The 20,219-nt window shown below is 56.3% G+C and carries 17 protein-coding genes and 4 tRNA genes; 12 read left to right on the top strand and 9 right to left on the bottom strand.

All coding sequences use genetic code 11. The features are described from left to right. Positions 1 to 41: 41 nt before the first annotated feature. The 12 genes from recX to INF73_RS17685 all read left to right on the top strand — a co-directional run bounded on the left by recX (position 42) and on the right by INF73_RS17685 (position 8,855). Entirely contained in the window at positions 42 to 542 is a 501-nt protein-coding gene (gene recX / locus INF73_RS17740) for a recombination regulator RecX (protein ID WP_193541451.1), read from the top strand. 131 nt (positions 543 to 673) lie between these two features. Next, positions 674 to 3,301: an alanine--tRNA ligase gene (gene alaS / locus INF73_RS17735; protein WP_193541453.1), complete on the top strand. Its 2,628-nt coding sequence runs from the start codon at positions 674 to 676 to the stop codon at positions 3,299 to 3,301. 241 nt (positions 3,302 to 3,542) lie between these two features. After that, the gene (gene csrA, locus INF73_RS17730; protein ID WP_000906486.1) at positions 3,543 to 3,728 is read left to right on the top strand and encodes a carbon storage regulator CsrA; all 186 of its coding nucleotides are present in this window, start codon (positions 3,543 to 3,545) and stop codon (positions 3,726 to 3,728) included. Positions 3,729 to 4,070: 342 nt separating this feature from the next. After that, a tRNA-Ser gene (locus INF73_RS17725) sits at positions 4,071 to 4,163 on the top strand. 4 nt (positions 4,164 to 4,167) lie between these two features. After that, positions 4,168 to 4,244 (top strand) — tRNA-Arg (locus INF73_RS17720). A gap of 64 nt (positions 4,245 to 4,308) precedes the next feature. Next, positions 4,309 to 4,385: transfer RNA gene (locus INF73_RS17715), tRNA-Arg, on the top strand. A gap of 161 nt (positions 4,386 to 4,546) precedes the next feature. Next, positions 4,547 to 4,623: transfer RNA gene (locus INF73_RS17710), tRNA-Arg, on the top strand. Between the two features lie 125 nt (positions 4,624 to 4,748). Further along, complete coding sequence (gene yqaB / locus INF73_RS17705; RefSeq protein ID WP_028014186.1) at positions 4,749 to 5,315, top strand: fructose-1-phosphate/6-phosphogluconate phosphatase; 567 nt, start codon at positions 4,749 to 4,751, stop codon at positions 5,313 to 5,315. Then, positions 5,312 to 5,740 (top strand): YqaA family protein, encoded by a 429-nt coding sequence (locus INF73_RS17700; protein WP_008499541.1) that lies wholly within the window; start codon positions 5,312 to 5,314, stop codon positions 5,738 to 5,740. The genes yqaB and INF73_RS17700 overlap by 4 nt, the downstream gene beginning before the upstream one ends. Before the next feature lie 83 nt (positions 5,741 to 5,823). After that, a complete protein-coding gene (gene gshA, locus INF73_RS17695) occupies positions 5,824 to 7,368 on the top strand; it encodes a glutamate--cysteine ligase (protein WP_193540593.1) in 1,545 nt (514 codons plus the stop codon). Between the two features lie 153 nt (positions 7,369 to 7,521). Next, the gene (gene luxS, locus INF73_RS17690; RefSeq protein WP_008499539.1) at positions 7,522 to 8,037 is read left to right on the top strand and encodes an S-ribosylhomocysteine lyase; all 516 of its coding nucleotides are present in this window, start codon (positions 7,522 to 7,524) and stop codon (positions 8,035 to 8,037) included. A gap of 53 nt (positions 8,038 to 8,090) precedes the next feature. Next, on the top strand, positions 8,091 to 8,855 hold the full coding sequence (locus INF73_RS17685) for a helix-turn-helix domain-containing protein (RefSeq protein WP_193540595.1): 765 nt from the start codon (positions 8,091 to 8,093) through the stop codon (positions 8,853 to 8,855). Here the strand turns inward: INF73_RS17685 and leuA are convergent. The 9 genes from leuA to nrdF all read right to left on the bottom strand — a co-directional run bounded on the left by leuA (position 8,842) and on the right by nrdF (position 20,218). Then, positions 8,842 to 10,497 carry a 2-isopropylmalate synthase gene (gene leuA, locus INF73_RS17680; protein ID WP_193540597.1) on the bottom strand — a complete coding sequence of 552 codons (1,656 nt, stop codon included), beginning with the start codon at positions 10,495 to 10,497 and terminating at the stop codon, positions 8,842 to 8,844. The genes INF73_RS17685 and leuA overlap by 14 nt on opposite strands. A gap of 96 nt (positions 10,498 to 10,593) precedes the next feature. Then, a complete protein-coding gene (gene emrB / locus INF73_RS17675) occupies positions 10,594 to 12,141 on the bottom strand; it encodes a multidrug efflux MFS transporter permease subunit EmrB (protein ID WP_028014182.1) in 1,548 nt (515 codons plus the stop codon). Between the two features lie 16 nt (positions 12,142 to 12,157). Further along, complete coding sequence (gene emrA / locus INF73_RS17670; RefSeq protein WP_193540599.1) at positions 12,158 to 13,330, bottom strand: multidrug efflux MFS transporter periplasmic adaptor subunit EmrA; 1,173 nt, start codon at positions 13,328 to 13,330, stop codon at positions 12,158 to 12,160. Positions 13,331 to 13,458: 128 nt separating this feature from the next. Beyond that, positions 13,459 to 13,989 carry a transcriptional repressor MprA gene (gene mprA / locus INF73_RS17665; protein WP_041911975.1) on the bottom strand — a complete coding sequence of 177 codons (531 nt, stop codon included), beginning with the start codon at positions 13,987 to 13,989 and terminating at the stop codon, positions 13,459 to 13,461. A 315-nt stretch (positions 13,990 to 14,304) separates the two neighbouring features. Further along, the gene (locus INF73_RS17660; RefSeq protein WP_028014180.1) at positions 14,305 to 15,489 is read right to left on the bottom strand and encodes an MFS transporter; all 1,185 of its coding nucleotides are present in this window, start codon (positions 15,487 to 15,489) and stop codon (positions 14,305 to 14,307) included. Between the two features lie 172 nt (positions 15,490 to 15,661). Beyond that, positions 15,662 to 16,657, bottom strand: coding sequence for a glycine betaine/L-proline ABC transporter substrate-binding protein ProX (gene proX / locus INF73_RS17655; protein WP_045260894.1), 996 nt, complete (start codon positions 16,655 to 16,657; stop codon positions 15,662 to 15,664). A gap of 9 nt (positions 16,658 to 16,666) precedes the next feature. Further along, entirely contained in the window at positions 16,667 to 17,731 is a 1,065-nt protein-coding gene (proW, locus tag INF73_RS17650) for a glycine betaine/L-proline ABC transporter permease ProW (RefSeq protein WP_028014178.1), read from the bottom strand. Continuing rightward, complete coding sequence (proV, locus tag INF73_RS17645; protein WP_193540601.1) at positions 17,724 to 18,926, bottom strand: glycine betaine/L-proline ABC transporter ATP-binding protein ProV; 1,203 nt, start codon at positions 18,924 to 18,926, stop codon at positions 17,724 to 17,726. The genes proW and proV overlap by 8 nt, the downstream gene beginning before the upstream one ends. A 332-nt stretch (positions 18,927 to 19,258) precedes the next feature. Further along, on the bottom strand, positions 19,259 to 20,218 hold the full coding sequence (nrdF, locus tag INF73_RS17640; RefSeq protein ID WP_045260892.1) for a class 1b ribonucleoside-diphosphate reductase subunit beta: 960 nt from the start codon (positions 20,216 to 20,218) through the stop codon (positions 19,259 to 19,261). Between the last annotated feature and the right edge of the window lies 1 nt (position 20,219).

Here is a 20,219-nt window from a genome sequence, read left to right as displayed (position 1 = left end):
TGACGCGGCCCTTTTTGCATTTCTGATTCTGCAGGTTTTTTATGAGTGAATCGACATCACGCCGACCCGCCTACGCGCGCTTGCTGGATCGTGCGGTACGCATTCTCGCCGTGCGCGACCACAGTGAACAGGAGCTGCGGCGGAAGCTGTCAGCGCCTGTCATGAGCAAAAACGGGCCGGAGGAGATTGATGCCACTGCGGAAGACTACGACCGCGTGGTGGCCTGGTGCTATGAGCATCATTACCTGGACGATGACCGGTTTGCCTCGCGTTTTCTCGCCAGCCGTGGGCGTAAAGGATACGGGCCCGCGCGCATCCGTCAGGAGCTTAACCAGAAAGGGGTGGCCAGGGAGTCCATCGAAAAAGCGATGCGCGAAAGCGACATCGACTGGTGCGAGATGGCAAAAGAGCAGGCGATTCGTAAGTACGGCGAACCGCTGCCGCGTGAATTTTCAGAAAAAGTCAAAATCCAGCGCTTTTTGCTCTACCGCGGCTTTCTGATGGAAGATATTCAGGATATCTGGCGTAATTTTGCCGATTGAACGCATGCGGGATTTTACTTCCCACTAAAGAAAACTTATCTTATTCCCACTTTTTCCAGTAGCTGGTCCGTCCAACGGTTTACCGATACAGGCTGGCTACGACATTTCGTTAGCTTGATTTCAGGATAATTATGAGCAAGAGCACCGCTGAGATCCGTCAGGCGTTTCTCGATTTTTTCCATAGTAAGGGACACCAGGTTGTTGCCAGCAGCTCCCTGGTACCGAACAACGATCCGACTCTGCTGTTTACCAACGCCGGGATGAACCAGTTCAAGGATGTGTTCCTTGGTCTCGACAAGCGTAATTATTCCCGCGCCACAACTTCACAGCGTTGCGTGCGTGCGGGCGGTAAACACAACGACCTGGAAAACGTCGGTTACACCGCGCGCCACCACACCTTCTTCGAAATGCTGGGTAACTTCAGCTTCGGCGACTACTTCAAACATGATGCCATTCAATACGCATGGGAGCTGCTGACCGGTGAAAACTGGTTCAACCTGCCGAAAGAGCGTCTGTGGGTGACCGTCTACGAAACCGATGACGAAGCGTTCGACATCTGGGAAAAAGAAGTGGGTATCCCGCGCGAGCGTATTATTCGCATCGGTGATAACAAAGGCGCGCCATATGCGTCTGATAACTTCTGGCAGATGGGCGACACCGGTCCTTGCGGTCCGTGCACCGAGATCTTCTACGATCACGGCGACCATATCTGGGGCGGCCCTCCAGGCAGCCCGGAAGAAGACGGCGATCGCTATATTGAGATCTGGAACATCGTCTTCATGCAGTTCAACCGCCAGGCTGACGGCACCATGGAGCCGCTGCCGAAGCCGTCCGTTGATACCGGTATGGGCCTGGAGCGTATCGCCGCGGTTCTGCAGCACGTTAACTCCAACTACGAGATTGACCTGTTCAGCACTCTGATCAAAGCCGTTGCGAACGTTACCGGCGCGACCGATCTGAACAACAAATCGCTGCGCGTTATCGCAGACCATATTCGTTCCTGTGCGTTCCTGATTGCCGACGGCGTTATTCCGTCGAATGAAAACCGTGGCTACGTGCTGCGTCGCATCATTCGCCGTGCGATCCGTCACGGCAACATGCTGGGCGCGAAGGACACCTTCTTCTATAAACTCGTTGGGCCACTGATTGACGTTATGGGGTCAGCCGGCGACGAGCTGAAACGCCAGCAGGCGCAGGTTGAGCAGGTTCTGAAAACCGAAGAAGAGCAGTTCGCTCGTACGCTGGAGCGCGGTCTGGCGCTGCTGGACGAAGAACTGGCGAAGCTTAAGGGCGACACGCTGGATGGCGAAACCGCTTTCCGCCTGTACGACACCTACGGCTTCCCGGTTGACCTGACGGCGGACGTTTGCCGCGAGCGCAACATCAAAGTTGATGAAGCAGGCTTTGAAGCCGCGATGGAAGAGCAGCGTCGTCGTGCGCGTGAGTCCAGCGGTTTCGGGGCAGACTACAACGCGATGATCCGCGTTGATAGCGCGTCTGAATTCAAAGGTTATGAAGCGCTGGAACTGACCGGCAAAGTGACCGCCCTGTTTGTTGACGGTAAAGCCGTAGACAGCATCAGCGCGGGTCAGGAAGCCGTCGTCATTCTGGACAAAACGCCGTTCTATGCGGAATCCGGCGGTCAGGTTGGCGATAAAGGCGAACTGAAAGGCAACGGTTTTAGCTTCAGCGTCAGCGACACCCAGAAATACGGTCAGGCGATCGGTCACCAGGGCAAACTGGTATCCGGTTCTCTGAAAGTGGGCGAGGGCGTACAGGCTAACGTTGATGAAGCACGCCGTGCGCGCATTCGTCTGAACCACTCTGCAACCCACCTGATGCACGCAGCCCTGCGCGACGTGCTGGGTACCCACGTTGCACAGAAAGGTTCTCTGGTAAACGATAAAGTGCTGCGCTTCGACTTCTCGCATTTTGAAGCGATGAAGCCGTCTGAAATTCGCGCGGTGGAAGACCTGGTGAACGCGCAGATCCGTCGTAACCTGCCAATTGAGACCCACATCATGGATCTTGAGGACGCGAAGAAAAAAGGTGCGATGGCGCTGTTTGGCGAGAAATATGACGAGCGCGTTCGCGTGCTGAGCATGGGCGACTTCTCTACCGAACTGTGCGGCGGTACTCACGCCTCGCGCACCGGTGACATCGGCCTGTTCCGCATTGTTTCCGAATCCGGTACGGCTGCAGGTGTGCGTCGTATTGAAGCGGTGACCGGTGAAGGCGCAATCGCCAGCCTGCATGCGCAGAGCGATCAGCTGCACGACATCGCGCAGCTGCTGAAAGGCGATAGCCAGAATCTGGGCGAGAAAGTGCGCGTTGCGCTGGATCGTACTCGTCAGCTGGAAAAAGAGCTGCAGCAGCTGAAAGAGCAGGCTGCGGCGCAGGAGAGTGCAAACCTCTCCAGCAAGGCTGTAGACATTAAGGGCGTCAAACTGCTGGTCAGCGATCTGGCGGGCGTTGAGCCTAAGATGCTGCGTACTATGGTCGACGATCTCAAGAACCAGCTTGGTTCTACCGTTATCGTGCTGGCGACAGTGGCAGAAGGTAAGGTTTCTCTGATTGCGGGCGTCTCTAAGGATGTGACCGACCGCGTTAAAGCAGGGGAACTGATTGGTATGGTCGCTCAGCAGGTGGGCGGCAAGGGTGGCGGTCGTCCGGACATGGCGCAAGCCGGTGGTACGGATGCGGCGGCACTTCCTGCGGCATTAGCCAGCGTTGAAAGCTGGGTAAGCGCGAAACTGTAATAACTACAAAGCACAAGCAGACGCCATAGCGGCAACGTTATGGCGTCTTGTTCACTGTGCTATCGATAACGATAAAGTCAGGTTGAGTTTGTGTATATCGGCTAAACTTACGTTTAACAGAATGTGATGCCGTGACTGCTTACACTTTACGTGTTTGTCATCGCTTACTTTTTGGCGTTATATGATGGATAATGCCGGGATACAAGAGACCCGACTCTTTTAATCTTTCAAGGAGCAAAGAATGCTGATTCTGACTCGTCGAGTTGGTGAGACCCTCATGATTGGGGATGAGGTCACCGTGACAGTTTTAGGGGTAAAGGGTAACCAGGTACGTATTGGTGTTAACGCTCCTAAAGAAGTATCTGTCCACCGTGAAGAGATCTACCAGCGTATCCAGGCTGAAAAATCCCAGCAGTCCAGTTACTGATATTGTCGCGTCTCGCTGTCGGGCGAGACGCAACCCTCCCGCTATTTTTCCTGCTCAAAGTTACCGTTTAATTTCAATCGCTCTCTTTTTAACCACTCCGTTACCCTTAACTCGTCTCAATACCGCCATTTCGGCAGATGTTTTCTGTGGCGTTGCCTGCAAAATCCGCTTATAAAACACCCTCTTTGCGGCTTTTACATGCGAATTGCGTGTGATTTGTGCAAACGATAAAAGCTTTTGGAAAATTGTTTGACTTATAAGTCCCAGAAAGTAATATATGCGCCACGCAGCGACGAGAAGCTCTTAACGAGTTGCTCGAAGCACTCGAAAGAGGCGTTGTGTGGTGAGGTGGCCGAGAGGCTGAAGGCGCTCCCCTGCTAAGGGAGTATGCGGTCAAAAGCTGCATCCGGGGTTCGAATCCCCGCCTCACCGCCATTTTGCATCCGTAGCTCAGCTGGATAGAGTACTCGGCTACGAACCGAGCGGTCGGAGGTTCGAATCCTCCCGGATGCACCATCTATTACTTCATATTGCTTTCGAAGTGATATGAATATCGAGTAGTACAGTAGTAAATCCCGATGCATCCGTAGCTCAGCTGGATAGAGTACTCGGCTACGAACCGAGCGGTCGGAGGTTCGAATCCTCCCGGATGCACCATATTCTCCGAGATAACAGCGATGCTGTTTTTTCAAGGTCTGCGAGTTAATCGCAAGCACCAGGGAGGATAACGTTGCTTTAGCAACGGCCCGAAGGGCGAGGCGCAGCCGAGTAATCCTCCCGGATGCACCATTTACTGTTTCTAAAAGCATTTCCCCGATGCATCCGTAGCTCAGCTGGATAGAGTACTCGGCTACGAACCGAGCGGTCGGAGGTTCGAATCCTCCCGGATGCACCATCCCTTCTGTTATTACCTTCGATGTTTAGTTCTTAATCACTCTCGTAGTTATCACTTCTCAATCAGCGACAAAAACCCCCTTTTACGATAAAGTAATGCTTTGTTAATCGTTTAGCGAGAGCACGATGTACGCACAGTATGACGGTTTGATCTTCGACATGGATGGCACCATCCTGGATACTGAACCCACGCATCGTCAAGCCTGGACCGAGGTCCTTGGCCGCTACGGCATGCGTTTCGACCTTCAGGCGATGATTGCCCTCAACGGATCCCCAACCTGGCGTATTGCGCAGGCCGTGATTGAACTGAATCAGGCCGATCTCGACCCACACCTTCTCGCGCGTGAAAAAACCGATGCGGTAAAAGCCATGCTTTTAGATACCGTACGCCCTCTGCCACTGATTGATGTGGTAAAAGAGTGGCACGGGCGTCGCCCGATGTCTGTCGGGACGGGCAGCGAGAGCGCGATAGCAGAAGCGTTGCTCAACCATCTTGGCCTGCGCCACTATTTTTCTGCCGTGGTGGCCGCCGATCATGTTAAAAATCACAAGCCCGCGCCGGACACCTTCCTGCTTTGCGCAGAATTAATGGGCGTACCGGCGGCAAAATGCGTCGTGTTTGAAGATGCCGACTTCGGTATTCAGGCCGCGCGTGATGCCGGAATGGCGGCGGTGGATGTGCGCTTACTGTGAGTGACGCGCTGTCACTTGCCTCATTATTCGCCAGCAGTTTTCTAAGCGCCACGCTGTTACCGGGAAATTCGGAAGTGGTACTGGTGGCGATGCTGTTGTCCGGCGTGAGTCAGCCCTGGCTGCTTGTATTAATAGCAACAATGGGTAATAGCCTTGGAGGGCTGACTAACGTTATTCTTGGGCGTTTCTTTCCGCTGCGCGAAAAATCGCGCTGGCAGGAAAAGGCAGTCGGCTGGCTAAAACGCTATGGCGCTGCCACGCTGTTATTAAGCTGGATGCCTGTAATAGGCGATTTACTGTGTCTGCTGGCGGGATGGATGCGCATCTCCTGGGGACCGGTGCTCTTTTTTTTGTGCCTTGGCAAGGCGTTGCGCTATGTTCTCGTGGCGTGGGCAACACTACAGGGTATGACGTGGTGGCACTAATTGGTGGAATGAATACGCGACCTTCAATCGTCAACCATTACAATTATGCTGAGTAACATTACTTTGACAGGCGGGAGGTCAATTTGATCCCGGACGTATCTCAGGCGCTGGCCTGGCTGGAAAACCACCCTCAGGCTCTGAAGGGTATTCAGCGTGGTCTTGAGCGTGAAACGCTGCGCGTTAACGCGGACGGTAGCTTAGCGACGACGGGTCACCCGAAGGCGTTAGGCTCGGCGCTGACACATAAATGGATCACAACCGATTTCGCTGAAGCGCTGCTGGAGTTCATTACGCCGGTGGACGGCGATATTGATCATATGCTGACGATCCTGCGCGACATCCATCGCTACACCGCGCGCAATCTCGGCGATGAGCGTATGTGGCCGCTCAGCATGCCGTGCTATATCGAGCAGGGCCAGGAGATTGAGCTGGCGCAGTACGGCACGTCAAACATTGGTCGGCTGAAAACGCTCTATCGCGAAGGTCTTAAAAATCGCTACGGCGCGCTGATGCAGACGATCTCTGGCGTGCATTACAATTTCTCTTTGCCGATGGCGTTCTGGCAGGCGAAGGGGGGAGAAACGGATAAAGAAGCGATCTCCGCCGGTTATTTCCGTCTGATCCGCAACTATTACCGTTTTGGCTGGGTGATTCCGTATCTGTTTGGCGCGTCGCCTGCCATTTGTTCATCGTTCCTGCAGGGGAAACCGACCACGCTGCCGTTCGAAAAAACCGAGTGCGGCATGTACTATCTCCCGTACGCGACTTCTCTGCGCATGAGCGATCTGGGCTATACCAATAAATCGCAAAGCAATCTCGGTATTACGTTTAACGAATTGCACGAATATGTGGCAGGATTGAAGCGGGCGATTAAAACTCCGTCGGAAGAGTACGCGAAAATCGGCCTCGAAAAAGACGGAAAGCGCCTGCAAATCAACAGCAACGTATTGCAGATTGAAAACGAACTGTATGCGCCAATTCGTCCGAAGCGCGTGACGCGCAGCGGTGAAACGCCGTCGGATGCGCTGCAGCGCGGCGGCATTGAATACATTGAAGTGCGCTCGCTGGATATCAACCCGTTCTCACCGATTGGCGTTGACGAGCAGCAGGTTCGCTTCCTGGATCTGTTTATGGTCTGGTGCGCGCTGGCGGATGCGCCGGAAATGAGTTCAGACGAACTGCTTTGTACGCGCACGAACTGGAACCGCGTGATTCTGGAAGGCCGTAAACCGGGTCTGACGCTGGGTATTGGCTGCGAAACGGCGCAGTTCCCGCTGGCTAAGGTAGGTAAGGATCTGTTCCGTGACCTGAAGCGTGTTGCCCGCACTCTGGACAGCATCGACGGCGGCGACGCGTATCAACAGATTTGCGACCAGCTGATGGAATGCTTTGATAACCCGGAACTGACGTTCTCTGCGCGCATTTTGCGCACCATGATCGAGCAGGGGATTGGCGGCACGGGGCGTTCACTCTCAGCGGAGTACCGTGAGATGCTGATGCAGGAGCCGTTAGAGATCCTGAGCGAAGCGGATTTTGTCGCGGAGCGCGACGCGTCACTGGTGCGTCAGAAAGAGGTTGAAGCGGCGGATACGGAGTCGTTTGAGGCGTTTCTGGCGAAGCAGGCTTAAGCAGAAAAGAAAAAGGCCACATCGCTGTGGCCAAAATATACATCTCTGAATTCAGGGATGATGATAACAAATGCGCGTCTTTCATATACTCAGACGTACATTCTGTAGAAGAGTTCAGTTTATTTTAAAAAAAATCACTATCGGAGGTGACGTATGCCGTTATTAGATAGCTTTACTGTCGACCATACCCGTATGGAAGCACCTGCAGTCCGCGTGGCGAAGACCATGCACACCCCGCACGGCGACACGATCACCGTCTTCGATCTGCGCTTCTGCGTGCCGAATAAAGAAGTGATGCCGGAGAAAGGCATTCACACCCTGGAACACCTGTTCGCCGGTTTCATGCGTGACCACCTGAACGGCAATGGCGTTGAGATCATCGACATCTCTCCGATGGGCTGCCGTACCGGCTTCTACATGAGCCTGATTGGTCAGCCTGAAGAGAAACGCGTCGCCGATGCGTGGAAAGCGGCGATGGAAGACGTGCTGAAAGTGAAAGAGCAGAACCAGATCCCTGAGCTGAACGTTTACCAGTGCGGCACTTACCAGATGCACTCTCTGGAAGAAGCCCAGGAAATTGCCCGTCACATCATCGAGCGTGACGTTCGCGTAAACAGCAATGAAGAGCTGGCCCTGCCAAAAGAAAAACTGCAGGAGCTGCACATCTAGTATTGTGCCTGTGGATGCCCGGTGGCGCTTCGCTGGCCGGGCCTACAATCCTCATGACGACAACCACCACCTTCTCCTTTACCCATCGCCCGCTTGTGCCGTTTTCGCATGATTATGCTCATGGCGATAGCGAGCCGTGGCATGAGCACGACTGCGCGCAGCTGCTGCACAGCCTGACGGGCGTCGTGCGGGTCGATACCGCATCCGGCTGCTGGGTAGTGCCGCCCGGGCGCGGCGTCTGGCTACCGGCGGGGACACAGCACTCGCTTCGCATCACCGGCAACGTTGCAGCCCGCACGCTGTTTATCGATCCGCTGGCGCGAGCCGATCTCCCGGCGACCTGTCAGAACGTGCAGATCTCCCCGCTGCTGCGCGAGCTGATCCTCACCTCCCTGACGCTACCTGAGTCGTACTCGCCGGGAAGCCGTGACGAGCGCGTGTATGAGCTCATTCTGGATGAAATTCGCATCATGCCGGTGCTGCCGTTTCACCTGCCGGAACCGGAAAGTGAAGCGTTACGCCAGCTGTGTCGGCAGATCCGTCAGTTACCAGGTGAAATCTGGAGCGGTCAACAGAGCGCGAGCTTGCTCGGCATGAGCGAGCGTACGCTGAACCGCCATTTTCAGCAGCAGACCGGGTTAAGCTACGGCGAGTGGGTGAGAAGGGCGCGCCTGCTGGAAGCCTTAGTGCGGCTGGCGCAGGGCCAGCCGGTGCTGCGCGTGGCGCTGGATCTGGGATACGGCAGCCACAGCGCCTTTACGGCGATGTTCCGCCGTACGATGGGTATCTCACCCAGCGATTATTTTAAGAACGACTGACCGCGTTAAATAGCGCCTGAAGCGACGCGCGCGCCACGTCGCTGTCAATGCCCACGCCCCAGCTGTTGGTGCCGTCCTGGAACAGGCAGCGGATATAGGCCACCGAGCGGCTGTCGCTGCTTTCGCCCAGCGTATGTTCGTGATAATCCTTAATCACAAACGGCGCGTTGACCCAGCGGCTCAGGCCCTGCGCGGCAGCGGAGAGCAGACCGTTGCCCTGACCCTCCAGCTGGCGCGTTCCCCCCTGCGTGACGACGTTTGCCGTCAGCCGCAGCTGGCCGTCCTGCTGGCCGTCGCTGCGGTAGGATTGCAGCGCCAGCTGCGGCGTCGTTACCAGCCCGTAGCGGGTGCGGAATAGCTGCCAAAGCGCGTTCTGCGTCATTTCTTTCCCGTGGCGATCCGTTTCATGCTGCACGTGCTGGCTAAAATCCTGCTGCAGGGCGCGGGGCAGCTTCAGGCCGTGGTTTTGCTCAATAAGCCAGGCGCTGCCGCTTTTTCCTGACTGGCTGTTCACGCGGATCACCGCTTCGTAGGTGCAGCCGATGTCCTGCGGATCGACGGGCAGATAGGGCATCTCCCAGCGATCGCCAGGCCTGCGGGCATCAAAGCCTTTCTTGATGGCGTCCTGGTGCGAGCCGGAGAAGGCGGTATAGGCCAGCCGTCCTGCCCACGGATGGCGCGGATGGACAGGCAACTGGTTGCAGGCCTCTACCGTTTCGACCACCCGATTCATATCGCTAAAGTCCAGATTGGGACTAATGCCCTGGCTGTAGAGGTTCATCGCCAGCGTTACCAGGCAAACGTTGCCCGTGCGTTCGCCGTTGCCAAAAAGGCAGCCCTCCACGCGGTCGGCCCCGGCCATCACCGCCAGCTCCGCGCTGGCGACGCCCGTTCCGCGGTCGTTATGCGGATGCACGCTGATGCACACGTCGCGGCGGCGGCTGAAGTGGCGGCAGAAATACTCGATCTGGTCGGCATAGACGTTCGGCGTACTGACCTCGACGGTAGCGGGTAAATTGATCACCATTGGCCGTTCATCGCACGGCTGCCAGATCTCCGCCACGGCTTCACAAATCTCCAGCGCAAAATCCGGCTCGGTAAAGCAGAAAGTTTCCGGGGAGTACTCGTACTGCCAGCGGGTTTCAGGGTTCTCTTCACAAAGCTGGCGGATAAGCCGCGTGGCGCGGGTGGCCAGCTCGACGATCTGCGCTTTCTCCATGCCGAACACCAGGCGGCGGAACAGCGGGGCGGTGGCGTTATACAGGTGGACGGTGGCCTGCTTCGCGCCGCGCAGGGATTCAAAAGTACGATGGATGAGATCTTCCCGCGCCTGTGTTAACACCTGAATCGTGACGTCATCCGGAATGCGGTTCTCTTCGATAAGCTGGCGGACAAAGTTGAAGTCGGTCTGCGAGGCGGACGGGAAGGCGACCTCAATCTCTTTAAATCCGCAGCCCAGCAGCAAATCCCAGAACTGCAGCTTGCGCGCGCTGTCCATCGGCTCGGCAAGCGCCTGGTTGCCGTCGCGTAAGTCTGTCGAGAGCCAGCGCGGCGCGCGGGGGATGGTCTGCTCCGGCCAGCGGCGGTCGGGCAATGAAACGGTGGGATAAGGCTGGTATTTGTCGGCGGGTGTGTTCAGCATGATGCGCTCCTGTTGTCTTTTCACTATCGTGAATTGATTTCAGGAGCGCTGCTTTATCGAAACTGACAATCGCTGTCGCGTTCTGGACAACGCGAATTAGTGCGCCCCTCCGCCGCCGCCACCGGCGCCAAACGGCGGTCTGGCAAACCACACCAGCCCCAGCAGGACGATGAAGATCCCCGCCGATATCCAGAAAATCTCGTTTGCCGAGATAATCAGCCCCTGGTTGGTGATCTGCTGGGCAATCCAGCCGGATGCCTGCTGCTCCGTCATCCCCATGCCCTGAAGCTGACTGTACATCTGCTGGGCATTCGGATTGTACGGGTTCACCGCTTCGGTCAGCTGGGCGTGGTGCATCGATTCACGGTTGGTCCACAGGGTGGTGGTGATCGACGTCCCGATGGAACCCGCTAGCGTACGGGTGAAGTTCGACAGGCTTGATGCCGCCGCCAGACGCTCAGGCGGCAGGCCAGAGAGCGTAATGGTGGTCAGCGGCATAAAGAAGCACGCCACCGCAAAGCCCTGAATGAACTGCGGCCACGCCGAGGCGCCAAAGTCCATTCCCGGCTCAAAGGTATACGCGCGCCAGTAGAAGCACACGGCGTACATAATGAAGCTGAACGTCACCAGCCGACGCATGTCGAGCTTGTGGGCGAAGCGGCCAATAATCGGCGACAGCAGAACCGGGATCACCCCAACGGGCGCTGAGGCCAGACCCGCCCAGGTCGCGGTATAGCCATACACCTCCTGCAACAGCTGCGGCAGCAGAACAATCGCGCCGAAGTAGAGCATATAGGCGAGGCTGATACACAGGCAGCCGATGGTGAAGTTTCGCGATTTGAAGAGCGAGAGATCGACAATTGGGTTGTCGTCTGTCAGCTCCCAGACAATCAGGAAGCTTATCGACACCACCGCGACAATGGTCAGGATGATGATCTCCTGCGAGTTGAACCAGTCGAGCTCTTTACCGCGGTCGAGCATGATCTGCAGACTGCCGATACCCAGGATCAGCAGCGCCAGCCCGATGCTGTCGATACGGCGCTGTTCGGTGCGCGTCTCTCGTCCCCGCAGCGACTGCAGCGTCATCAATACCACGACGGCGCCAATCGGTACGTTGATAAAGAAGATCCAGCCCCAGTGGTAGTTATCGCTGATGTACCCGCCCAGAATCGGTCCGCAGATAGGCGCGACGATAACGGTCATTGACCACAGCGCCAGCGCGACCGAACGTTTTGCTGGGGGGTAGTTGCTCAGCAGCAAACTCTGCGACAGCGGGATCAGCGGCCCGGCGACAATCCCCTGAATGACGCGGAAGAAAATCAGCATCGTCAGGCTGCTGGACATGCCGCACGCCCAGGAGGCAAGAACAAACGCTACCGTGGACCAGAGGAACAGCTTCACCTCACCGACGCGCTTCGCCAGCCAGCCGGTGATAGGGATGGAGATGGCGTTTGCCACCCCAAACGAAGTAATGACCCAGGTCCCCTGGCTCAGCGACGAGCCAAGGTTGCCGGCGATGGTTGGGATCGCCACGTTTGCGATGGTGGAGTCCAGCACCTGCATGAATGTCGCCAGCGACAGCGCAATGGTCATAATGACCAGCTGCGCGCCTTCCAGCGGTTTTTGCGGCTTTTGCTGTTGCATAACGCTCACCTTCGGATTAACCGGCGTTTGCCTTCACGATGTCATCGATCAGTTTGTTGATCGGATCGAGGCTAATTTCACGGGCGTTACTTTCATAAACCGGGCTGCTACGCACCTGGCTTGCCAGGATCTGACCGTCGCGGTTGGCGGTATCGACCGTCACAAGCGTGGAGAGGCCGATACGCAGCGGGTGATCCGCCAGCTGTTTGGCATCCAGCTCGATACGCACGGGCAGACGCTGAACCACTTTAATCCAGTTACCGGTGGCGTTTTGCGCAGGCAGCAGGGAGAAGGCGCTGCCGGTCCCCATATCCAGACCCACCACTTTCCCGGTGTACTTCACGTCATCGCCGTAGATGTCGCTGACCACGGTTGCGGTCTGGCCGATACGCATATGGGCGAGCTGCGTCTCTTTAAAGTTGGCGTCTACCCACAAGTTGTCTGCCGGCACGACCGCCATCAGCGGCGTGGTCGGGCTAATCTGCGCCCCTGGCTGGACGGAACGGCGGGAGACGTAGCCGGTCATCGGGCTGACGATTTTGGTACGCTGCAGGGCAAGCCATGCGTTGCGTACTTCAGTCGCCGCCTGTTGTACGGCGGGCTGGTTTTCAAGGCTGGTGCCGAGCACCATCGCCTGGTTGGCGTTGTACTGTTGAATCGCCACGTCCAGCTGTGCCTGGGCACTGGCAACCGCGTCGCGCGCGTGCTGCAGCTCTTCACGGCCAATCAGGTTAGCGGTGCCGAGCGGTACACGGCGGTTCAGGTCGCTCTGCGCCTGCGCGAGTGCGGTTTTCTGCACGTCGATGTTGGCCTGCAGCTGTTTACTGTTGATCATCAGCTGGCGGGTCTGACGGACGCTGGAGGCCAGCGCGGTCTGGGCTTTCTCAAAGGCCTGCTGGGCGTCGGTTGGATCGAGGGTCACCAACACATCGCCTTTTTGCACAAAGTCGGTATTGTCAGCCCAGACTTTCGTCACGCTGCCCGACACCTGCGCCATAATCTGTACCTGGTTCCCTGCCACGTATGCGTCGTCAGTCTCTTCTGCATGACGCAATACTAAAAACCAATAGATCCCATATGCCACGGCAATAATAATAAAGAGCAAGGTCAACAGAAGAAGGGCACTTTTACGTTTGCCTTTCTTATTGGCCGGTTGCTGCGGGGTAGTGCTCTCCGCATTTGCGCTCATTGTTGTTCTCCACGATCTTCTTATTTTCACATCGGCTAAGCCGACCTGTTGTCAGAAAGGCCAGCAGTGTGACGTGCTGGCCTGTCGGTTTTCTTATATAAATCTGGATTGTTGAGCGTGTCGTCGCGTTAGCGCAGCGCCTCAAGAACAGCGCCTTCTTCATCCATCTGGTCCAGACGGGTGAGCAGCTTGCGAGTGATGTGCTCAAGCTGGTCGCGCTCGGAAGTACTGAGGGCAGACCAGAGTTTGTGCAGGCAATTGTGCTGAGGTGGCAGCACCTCACGCAGGAACTGGTGACCTTTATCGGTCAATTGCAGATGCAGGCAGCGGCGATCGTTATCGCTTTCACGGCGCTCAATCCAGCCGCGCTTTTCCAGCTCATCGGCAATACGGGTCGCATTGGTACGGGACGATCCCAGCGCGCAGCTCAGCTCAGAAGGCTGAATGCTATGGTTTTCCTGAGACTCCAGCGTAATCAACGCCATAAACAACGTCTCGTTAATCCCTTGAGCTTTCAGCATTTTATTACGATTTTCCAGCAGCTTACCCTGCATGTGCATGCACAGGCGGGTCAGCAGGATTTCCTGATACGGGAAGTCCTCATGACGACTGGCGCGGAATTTAAGCATTTGTTCAATGGGCGTAAACGAACTATCCATTTTGGGCATAACCTCATTAATTACAGCTGATATAGTAACGATGGTGACAAATAATGTAAATGAATTATTTGTGCGGTTATATCCGCCAAACGAATGCCACCATCAAAGAGCGCCGGGTAAGTCCGTGACCCGGTGAGCACAGAAAGCGTAGGGTATAAACCCGCTGAAGAGAGGATGTGGGGACGGGGGTCTGAACTATTCATGCCAATTGTAGATATGTCACCCACATTAAAATTTCTGGGATAAATGATTACGTTTACATTAACAGACTGCCGGGCCCCTTTACACCCTAAGAGGCCCAAAGCAATGTAAAACTTAATGAATTGCTTCCTGACGGTGATAGCCGCGCCACCATACAACCAGGTTAAGCGCGGCGACGAGTGCCCCTATCCCGCACACACCTGACCAGCCGGCATGCTGCCACGCCGACGCTGATATTAACGAACCCGCCGCACCACCAATGAAGTAGCTGGTCATGTATCCGGCCGTGAGGCGGTTACGCGCCTCGGGCTTCACGCGGTAAATCACGGTCTGGTTGGTGATGTGAACACCCTGTACGGTGAGATCGAGCACCAGAATACCGACGATCAGCGCCAGCACCGAGACGTGCCCATACCAGATGGCCGCCCAGGAGAGCAGGAGCAAAATCAGTCCGGCTGTCGTGGTCATGTGCGATTTGCCTTTATCAGCCAGCCCGCCTGCCGGGCGAGCGCCCAGTGCACCGGCGGCACCGGCCAGACCGAACAGACCAATCACCCCTTCGGAATAATTGAACGGCGGTGCTGCCAGCAGAAACGCCATCGACGTCCAGAGAATGCTGAAGTTGGCGAAGGTTAAACATCCCAGCAGAGCGCGGGTGCGCAGCAGTTTATCCTGCGTGAACAGGCTAAACACGGAGGCCAGAAGCTGCGGGTAATTCAGGTGGTTCTCCTGCTTCACCTTCGGCAGCCCGCGCCACAGCGCCAGCGCCATCACCACCATCAATACGCTCGCCACCCAGTAAACGGTGCGCCAGCCGCCGAGGCTTGCCAGCAGCCCGGCAACGGTTCGCGCCAGCAGAATGCCCAGCAGCAGGCCGCTCATGATAGTGCCGACCACTTTGCCGCGTTTTTCCGGCGAGGCGAGCGTTGCGGCGAGAGGCACCAGGATTTGCGCGACGACGGAGAAAAGCCCCGTTAGCGCGGTACCGACGATCATCATCGTCAGCGACTGGCTGCTGGCGGTGATCAGCATGCCGCCTGCCGCCAGAAGCGTCATAGAGACGATAAGCATCCGGCGCTCAAACATATCGCCCAATGGCACCAGGAACAGCAGCCCTGCCGCATAGCCGAGCTGCGCAGCGGTGACGATAAAGCCGGCGGAGCTGGCTGAAAGATCGAAGGCGCGCGCGATAGTATCAAGCAGAGGTTGTGCGTAATAGTTGCTGGCGACTGCCAGACCCGTTGCCACGGACATTAAAAGGATGAGTGCGGGGCTAAGCCCCTGAGATGTTTTTGTCATTAGTTTCAGGAATCGTGAGTTAAGTGATTATTTTTCCGGAAACCATAATAGCTAATGATTGAGAATGTTGGGGGATTGTTATGTGTGTGTTTGTGCGGTTAATCCCCTCACCCTAACCCTCTCCCCAGAAGGGTGTACGGTCCGGGGGGAAGGGTAAGGTTGTGTTGTGTTTTTACTTCTGCGCCGCAAGCGCCTCTTTCACCCAGCCATCAAACTGCTGCTGGTGGGCTTTGATCCAGCCATCCACGTGGCCTTTAACATCCGCCTCAGAGGATTTGCCCGCGTGCATCATCGCATTCTGGGCGTTGATGTCCGCCAGCGGCAGCTTCATCACCGAGAACAGCTTCGCCGCAGCCGGGTTTTTCTCCGCCCAGGCTTTGTTCGCCACGATGTGCATGGTGTTCACCGGGAAGCCATAGTTCATGCCGTTCGGCAGTTTGGTGTCGATATCTTTCTGCTCGCCGGGCAGGGAGGAGAAGGGCACCTGTAACCACACCACGTCTTTGCCCGGCTTCAGCACGTCGCTCACCCAGTACGGCGTCCAGGTGTAGTAGATCACCGGCTTGCCTTCCTTAAAGCGGGCAATGGTGTCGGCCATCATCGCGGAGTAGTTGCCGTGGCTCACGTCGACGGTTTTCGCCAGATCAAACGCTTTGTTCTGGTGGTTAATCACCGCTTCGCAGCCCCAGCCCGGCGAGCAGCCCATCATGTCGGCCTTGCCGTCACCGTTGGTGTCGAACAGTCTGGCGATCTTCGGATCTTTCAGCTGCTCAATATTGGTGATGTGGTACTTATCAGCGGTTTTCTTGTCGATCAGATAACCCTGCGCCGCGCCGGTCACGAAGGTACCTTCGCGATAGAATTTCTTATCGCCACCTGCGGCGGCATACATGTCGTCGTGCAGCGGCTGCCAGTTCACGGCGGTAAAGGTGGCATCACCGGAGGCAATCGAGGTGTAGCCCACGTTGTAATCCACTTCGCTCGGCGTGTTGACCGTATAGCCCAGCTTCTCCAGCGCGCGGCTGACGATCAGGGTCTGGAAGCTCTCTTCCGAAATGGTGCTCTGCACCGGCTGCACGGTAATGCCTTTGCCCGGCAGGTCAGCGGCAAACGCGCTGGTGGAGACAAGGGTGGCAAACGCTGTGGCAAAAAGTACGTTATGTCGCATCGTTGTTCCTTATTTTGTAAAGGGGCGGGTGAGTAACCCGACAGGGCCGGTGGTGTACCAGCGACGGTTGCCGCGACTGCGTGAATCACGACCGACAGCCTGGGTCAGGCGGTCAAGGATAATGGCGAGGATCACAATCCCGACGCCGCCGACGGTCGCCAGCCCCATGTCGAGACGGCCAATACCGCGCAGCACCATCTGGCCGAGACCGCCAACGGCGATCATCGAGGCGATCACCACCATGGACAGTGCCAGCATCAGCGTCTGGTTAACGCCCGCCATAATGGTCGGCATCGCCAGCGGAAGCTGAACCTTAAACAGCATCTGACGCGGGCTGGCGCCGAACGAGCGCGAGGCCTCAATCAGATCCGCCGGCACCTGGTTAATCCCCAGGATCGTCAGGCGAATAATCGGCGGCAGGGCGAAGATAATGGTCACCACCACGCCCGGCACGTTACCGATGCCGAACAGCATCACGATAGGCACCAGATAGACGAACGCCGGGGTGGTCTGCATCGCATCCAGCAGGGGACGAATAATCTTCGCCGCCCGCGGGCTGCGCGCCAGCCAGATCCCCATCGGCAGGCCGATGACAATGCAGAAGAGCAGGGCGGTCAGCACCAGCGCCAGGGTAATCATCGCCTGAGACCACGCGCCAATCGCGCCGATGGCGATCAGGGAGATCAGCGTGGCGACGCCCATACCCGCGCTACCGAACTGCCATGCGATCAGCGAGAACAGGATTATCGCCACGGGCGCCGGCATGCCAAGCATCAGCTGCTGGAAGCCGTTCAGGATGTAATCCACCGGGATGCGGATCCCCTGGAACACCGGGCGGAAATGGGTAACGACCCAGTCGATCCCCTCTGTTACCCAGCTGTCCAGCGGGATCAGCGTCTTGTGGAACGGATCCATAATATTGAAATGCTCTGGCGCAGGCGCGGGTGCGCTGTTGAGCCAGTCCGCCGCGCCGCCGCCGTCGGCAGGTGCGGGCGTGGAACCCCACGCATCGGCAGATTGCGCCGCGCTGTCCGCAGCTTCAGTGGTACCCCATGGGTTTGATTGATCAGCCATTGTTTGCCCCCTCGCGATCTAAAGCCTGTAGCAGCATCCGTTTTGAGATGATGCCAACGTACTGTTGTTCTTCACCGACAACCGGCACGGCGCAAGGCGCCTGACCCACGTGAGAGAGCAACTCGCTAAGCGGCGTTTCGGCATCCACGGCAAGCGGAGCGTCAATCAACGCCGCATCGATTCCCTGGTTTTCGCTCAGGGCGTTTTTCAGAGAGTCGATGGAGACAACGCCGATAAATTTATTGCCGCGTTCAACCAGATAACCGTATTCACGGTCTTCATCCTGCAACAGCTTCAGCGCGGAGCGCGGGCCGAAGCCTGGCGTTTTTCGAATAATGCCGTTTGGCGTTCGTCGGGCAATATCTTTCGCGCTAAATACCTGGCTAATATCCACGCCGCGGAAGAAGGTGCGCACGTAATCATTCGCCGGATTATTCAGAATTTCATCCGGCGTACCGACCTGCACCACCTCGCCATTTTGCATAATGGCAATGCGGTCGCCAATACGCATGGCTTCATCGAGATCGTGAGAAATAAAGACAATGGTGCGCTGGTGTTTGGCCTGTAATTTTACCAGCTCATCCTGCATCTCGGTGCGAATTAAAGGATCGAGGGCGGAGAAGGCTTCATCCATTAATAATATGTCTGGATTAATGGCTAACGCACGGGCTAATCCGACGCGCTGACGCATCCCGCCCGAAAGCTCGTCCGGGTAGGCATGAGCGTAATTTTCCAGCCCAACCTGACGCAAAGCATCCAGGGCTTTTTCCTGACGTTCCTGAGCAGGCGTGCCGGCTAATTCCATACCGAAGGCGGTATTATCGAGCACCGTCATATGCGGCATCAGCGCGAATGACTGAAACACCATTGCGATCTTCTTTCTGCGCACCTCGCGGAGTTCTGCGTCTGAGATTCTGGCGATATCCACGCCGTCAATCAGCACCTGTCCGCGGGTGGGTTCAATCAGGCGATTGAGAAGGCGAACCATAGTGGATTTACCCGAACCGGATAACCCCATGATGACAAAAATCTCGCCTTCTTCAATGGCCAGACTGGCGTCTTTAACGCCAAGCGACAGCCCGGTTTTTTCCAGAATTTGCTCTTTCGAAAGGCCTTTCTCAATATATTTGAATGCGCGCTGCGGGTGCTCGCCAAATATTTTATAAAGATTTTTCACTTCTAATTTAATTGCCATGCAATAGAGAGTGTCCTGTTATTTGTTTATGTCGATATGATTACCATGGTAAATTGTTAACGGGCATAACCCTAACATACTGAGAATCTGAGACAACCCTGAGTTGGCCTGACGCCGGAATTTTGCTGCAAGCGAAACGGCTGAATTTCCCATGAATAAAGGGCTGAGGGCGGTTTGAATTTTTCTCAATTTTTTGCTGCTGCGTCGGGAAATTCGCCTGAATCGGTGTGATTCAGGCGAATATGACGGGGAAATTACAGTGTAGTGCCTGGTGAAATAGTGGTATGGAAATAATGAGATTTATATTTAATTAATGAACGTTAATTCATACATTAAAAATCCCAATCCTCATCTTCTGTCTCCACCGCTTTACCCATCACGTACGACGATCCGGACCCGGAGAAGAAATCGTGGTTTTCGTCCGCATTGGGCGACAGCGCCGCGAGGATCGCCGGGTTTACCTCCGCCATCTCCGGCGGGAAAAGCGCGTCGTAGCCCAGGTTCATCAGCGCTTTATTCGCGTTGTAGCAGAGAAACGCCTTCACGTCCTCTTCCCAGCCCGTTCCGGCGTACAGCTCTTCGGTATAGCTCAACTCGTTGTCATACAGATCCATCAGCAAATCGAGGGCGAAACCTTTGAGTTCCTCGCGTTTTTCCGGGCTAACTTTCTCCAGCCCTTTCTGATACTTATAGCCGATGTAATACCCGTGCACCGCCTCGTCACGGATAATGAGGCGAATCAAATCGGCGGTGTTGGTGAGCTTGCCCCGGCTCGACCAGTACATGGGCAGCCAGAAGCCGGAATAGAAGAGGAAGGATTCCAGGAACACGCTGGCGATCTTCTTCTTCAGCGGCTCGTCGGCGCGGTAATACTCCAGCACCAGCTCCGCCTTGCGCTGCAATGACGCGCTCTCTTCGCTCCAGGCGTAGGCCGCGTCCACGTCTTTGGTCTGGCACAGCGTCGAGAAAATCGAGCTGTAGGAGCGGGCGTGCACCGCCTCCATAAAGCTGATGTTCGACATTACCGCCTCTTCGTGCGGCGTCAGCGCGTCGCTCATCAGTGCGGGCGCACCGACGGTATTCTGAATGGTGTCCAGCAGCGTCAGGCCGGTAAAGACGCGGATTGTCAGCTGCTGTTCGGCGTGGCTCAGCGTCTGCCAGGCTGGAATATCATTGGAGAGCGGCACCTTTTCCGGCAGCCAGAAGTTGCTGGTCAGGCGGTTCCACACCTCCAGGTCTTTATCGTCCTGAATCTTGTTCCAGTTAACGGCACTCACGCGTGACAGTTTCATC

Origin of the sequence: Enterobacter cloacae complex sp. P6RS (assembly GCF_014982245.1) — a bacterium.
Taxonomy (GTDB): Bacteria; Pseudomonadota; Gammaproteobacteria; order Enterobacterales; family Enterobacteriaceae; genus Enterobacter; species Enterobacter bugandensis.
This window is presented reverse-complemented; position numbering and strand designations above follow the sequence as displayed.

Bases quoted from the DNA above. Each gene is read 5' to 3' on its own strand.
- recX (WP_193541451.1), top strand. From the start codon at position 42: ATGAGTGAATCGACATCACGCCGACCCGCCTACGCGCGCTTGCTGGAT.
- alaS (WP_193541453.1), top strand. From the start codon at position 674: ATGAGCAAGAGCACCGCTGAGATCCGTCAGGCGTTTCTCGATTTTTTC.
- csrA (WP_000906486.1), top strand. From the start codon at position 3,543: ATGCTGATTCTGACTCGTCGAGTTGGTGAGACCCTCATGATTGGGGAT.
- yqaB (WP_028014186.1), top strand. From the start codon at position 4,749: ATGTACGCACAGTATGACGGTTTGATCTTCGACATGGATGGCACCATC.
- luxS (WP_008499539.1), top strand. From the start codon at position 7,522: ATGCCGTTATTAGATAGCTTTACTGTCGACCATACCCGTATGGAAGCA.
- INF73_RS17685 (WP_193540595.1), top strand. From the start codon at position 8,091: ATGACGACAACCACCACCTTCTCCTTTACCCATCGCCCGCTTGTGCCG.
- leuA (WP_193540597.1), bottom strand. From the start codon at position 10,497: ATGCTGAACACACCCGCCGACAAATACCAGCCTTATCCCACCGTTTCA.
- emrB (WP_028014182.1), bottom strand. From the start codon at position 12,141: ATGCAACAGCAAAAGCCGCAAAAACCGCTGGAAGGCGCGCAGCTGGTC.
- emrA (WP_193540599.1), bottom strand. From the start codon at position 13,330: ATGAGCGCAAATGCGGAGAGCACTACCCCGCAGCAACCGGCCAATAAG.
- mprA (WP_041911975.1), bottom strand. From the start codon at position 13,989: ATGGATAGTTCGTTTACGCCCATTGAACAAATGCTTAAATTCCGCGCC.
- INF73_RS17660 (WP_028014180.1), bottom strand. From the start codon at position 15,489: ATGACAAAAACATCTCAGGGGCTTAGCCCCGCACTCATCCTTTTAATG.
- proX (WP_045260894.1), bottom strand. From the start codon at position 16,657: ATGCGACATAACGTACTTTTTGCCACAGCGTTTGCCACCCTTGTCTCC.
- proW (WP_028014178.1), bottom strand. From the start codon at position 17,731: ATGGCTGATCAATCAAACCCATGGGGTACCACTGAAGCTGCGGACAGC.
- proV (WP_193540601.1), bottom strand. From the start codon at position 18,926: ATGGCAATTAAATTAGAAGTGAAAAATCTTTATAAAATATTTGGCGAG.
- nrdF (WP_045260892.1), bottom strand. From the start codon at position 20,218: ATGAAACTGTCACGCGTGAGTGCCGTTAACTGGAACAAGATTCAGGAC.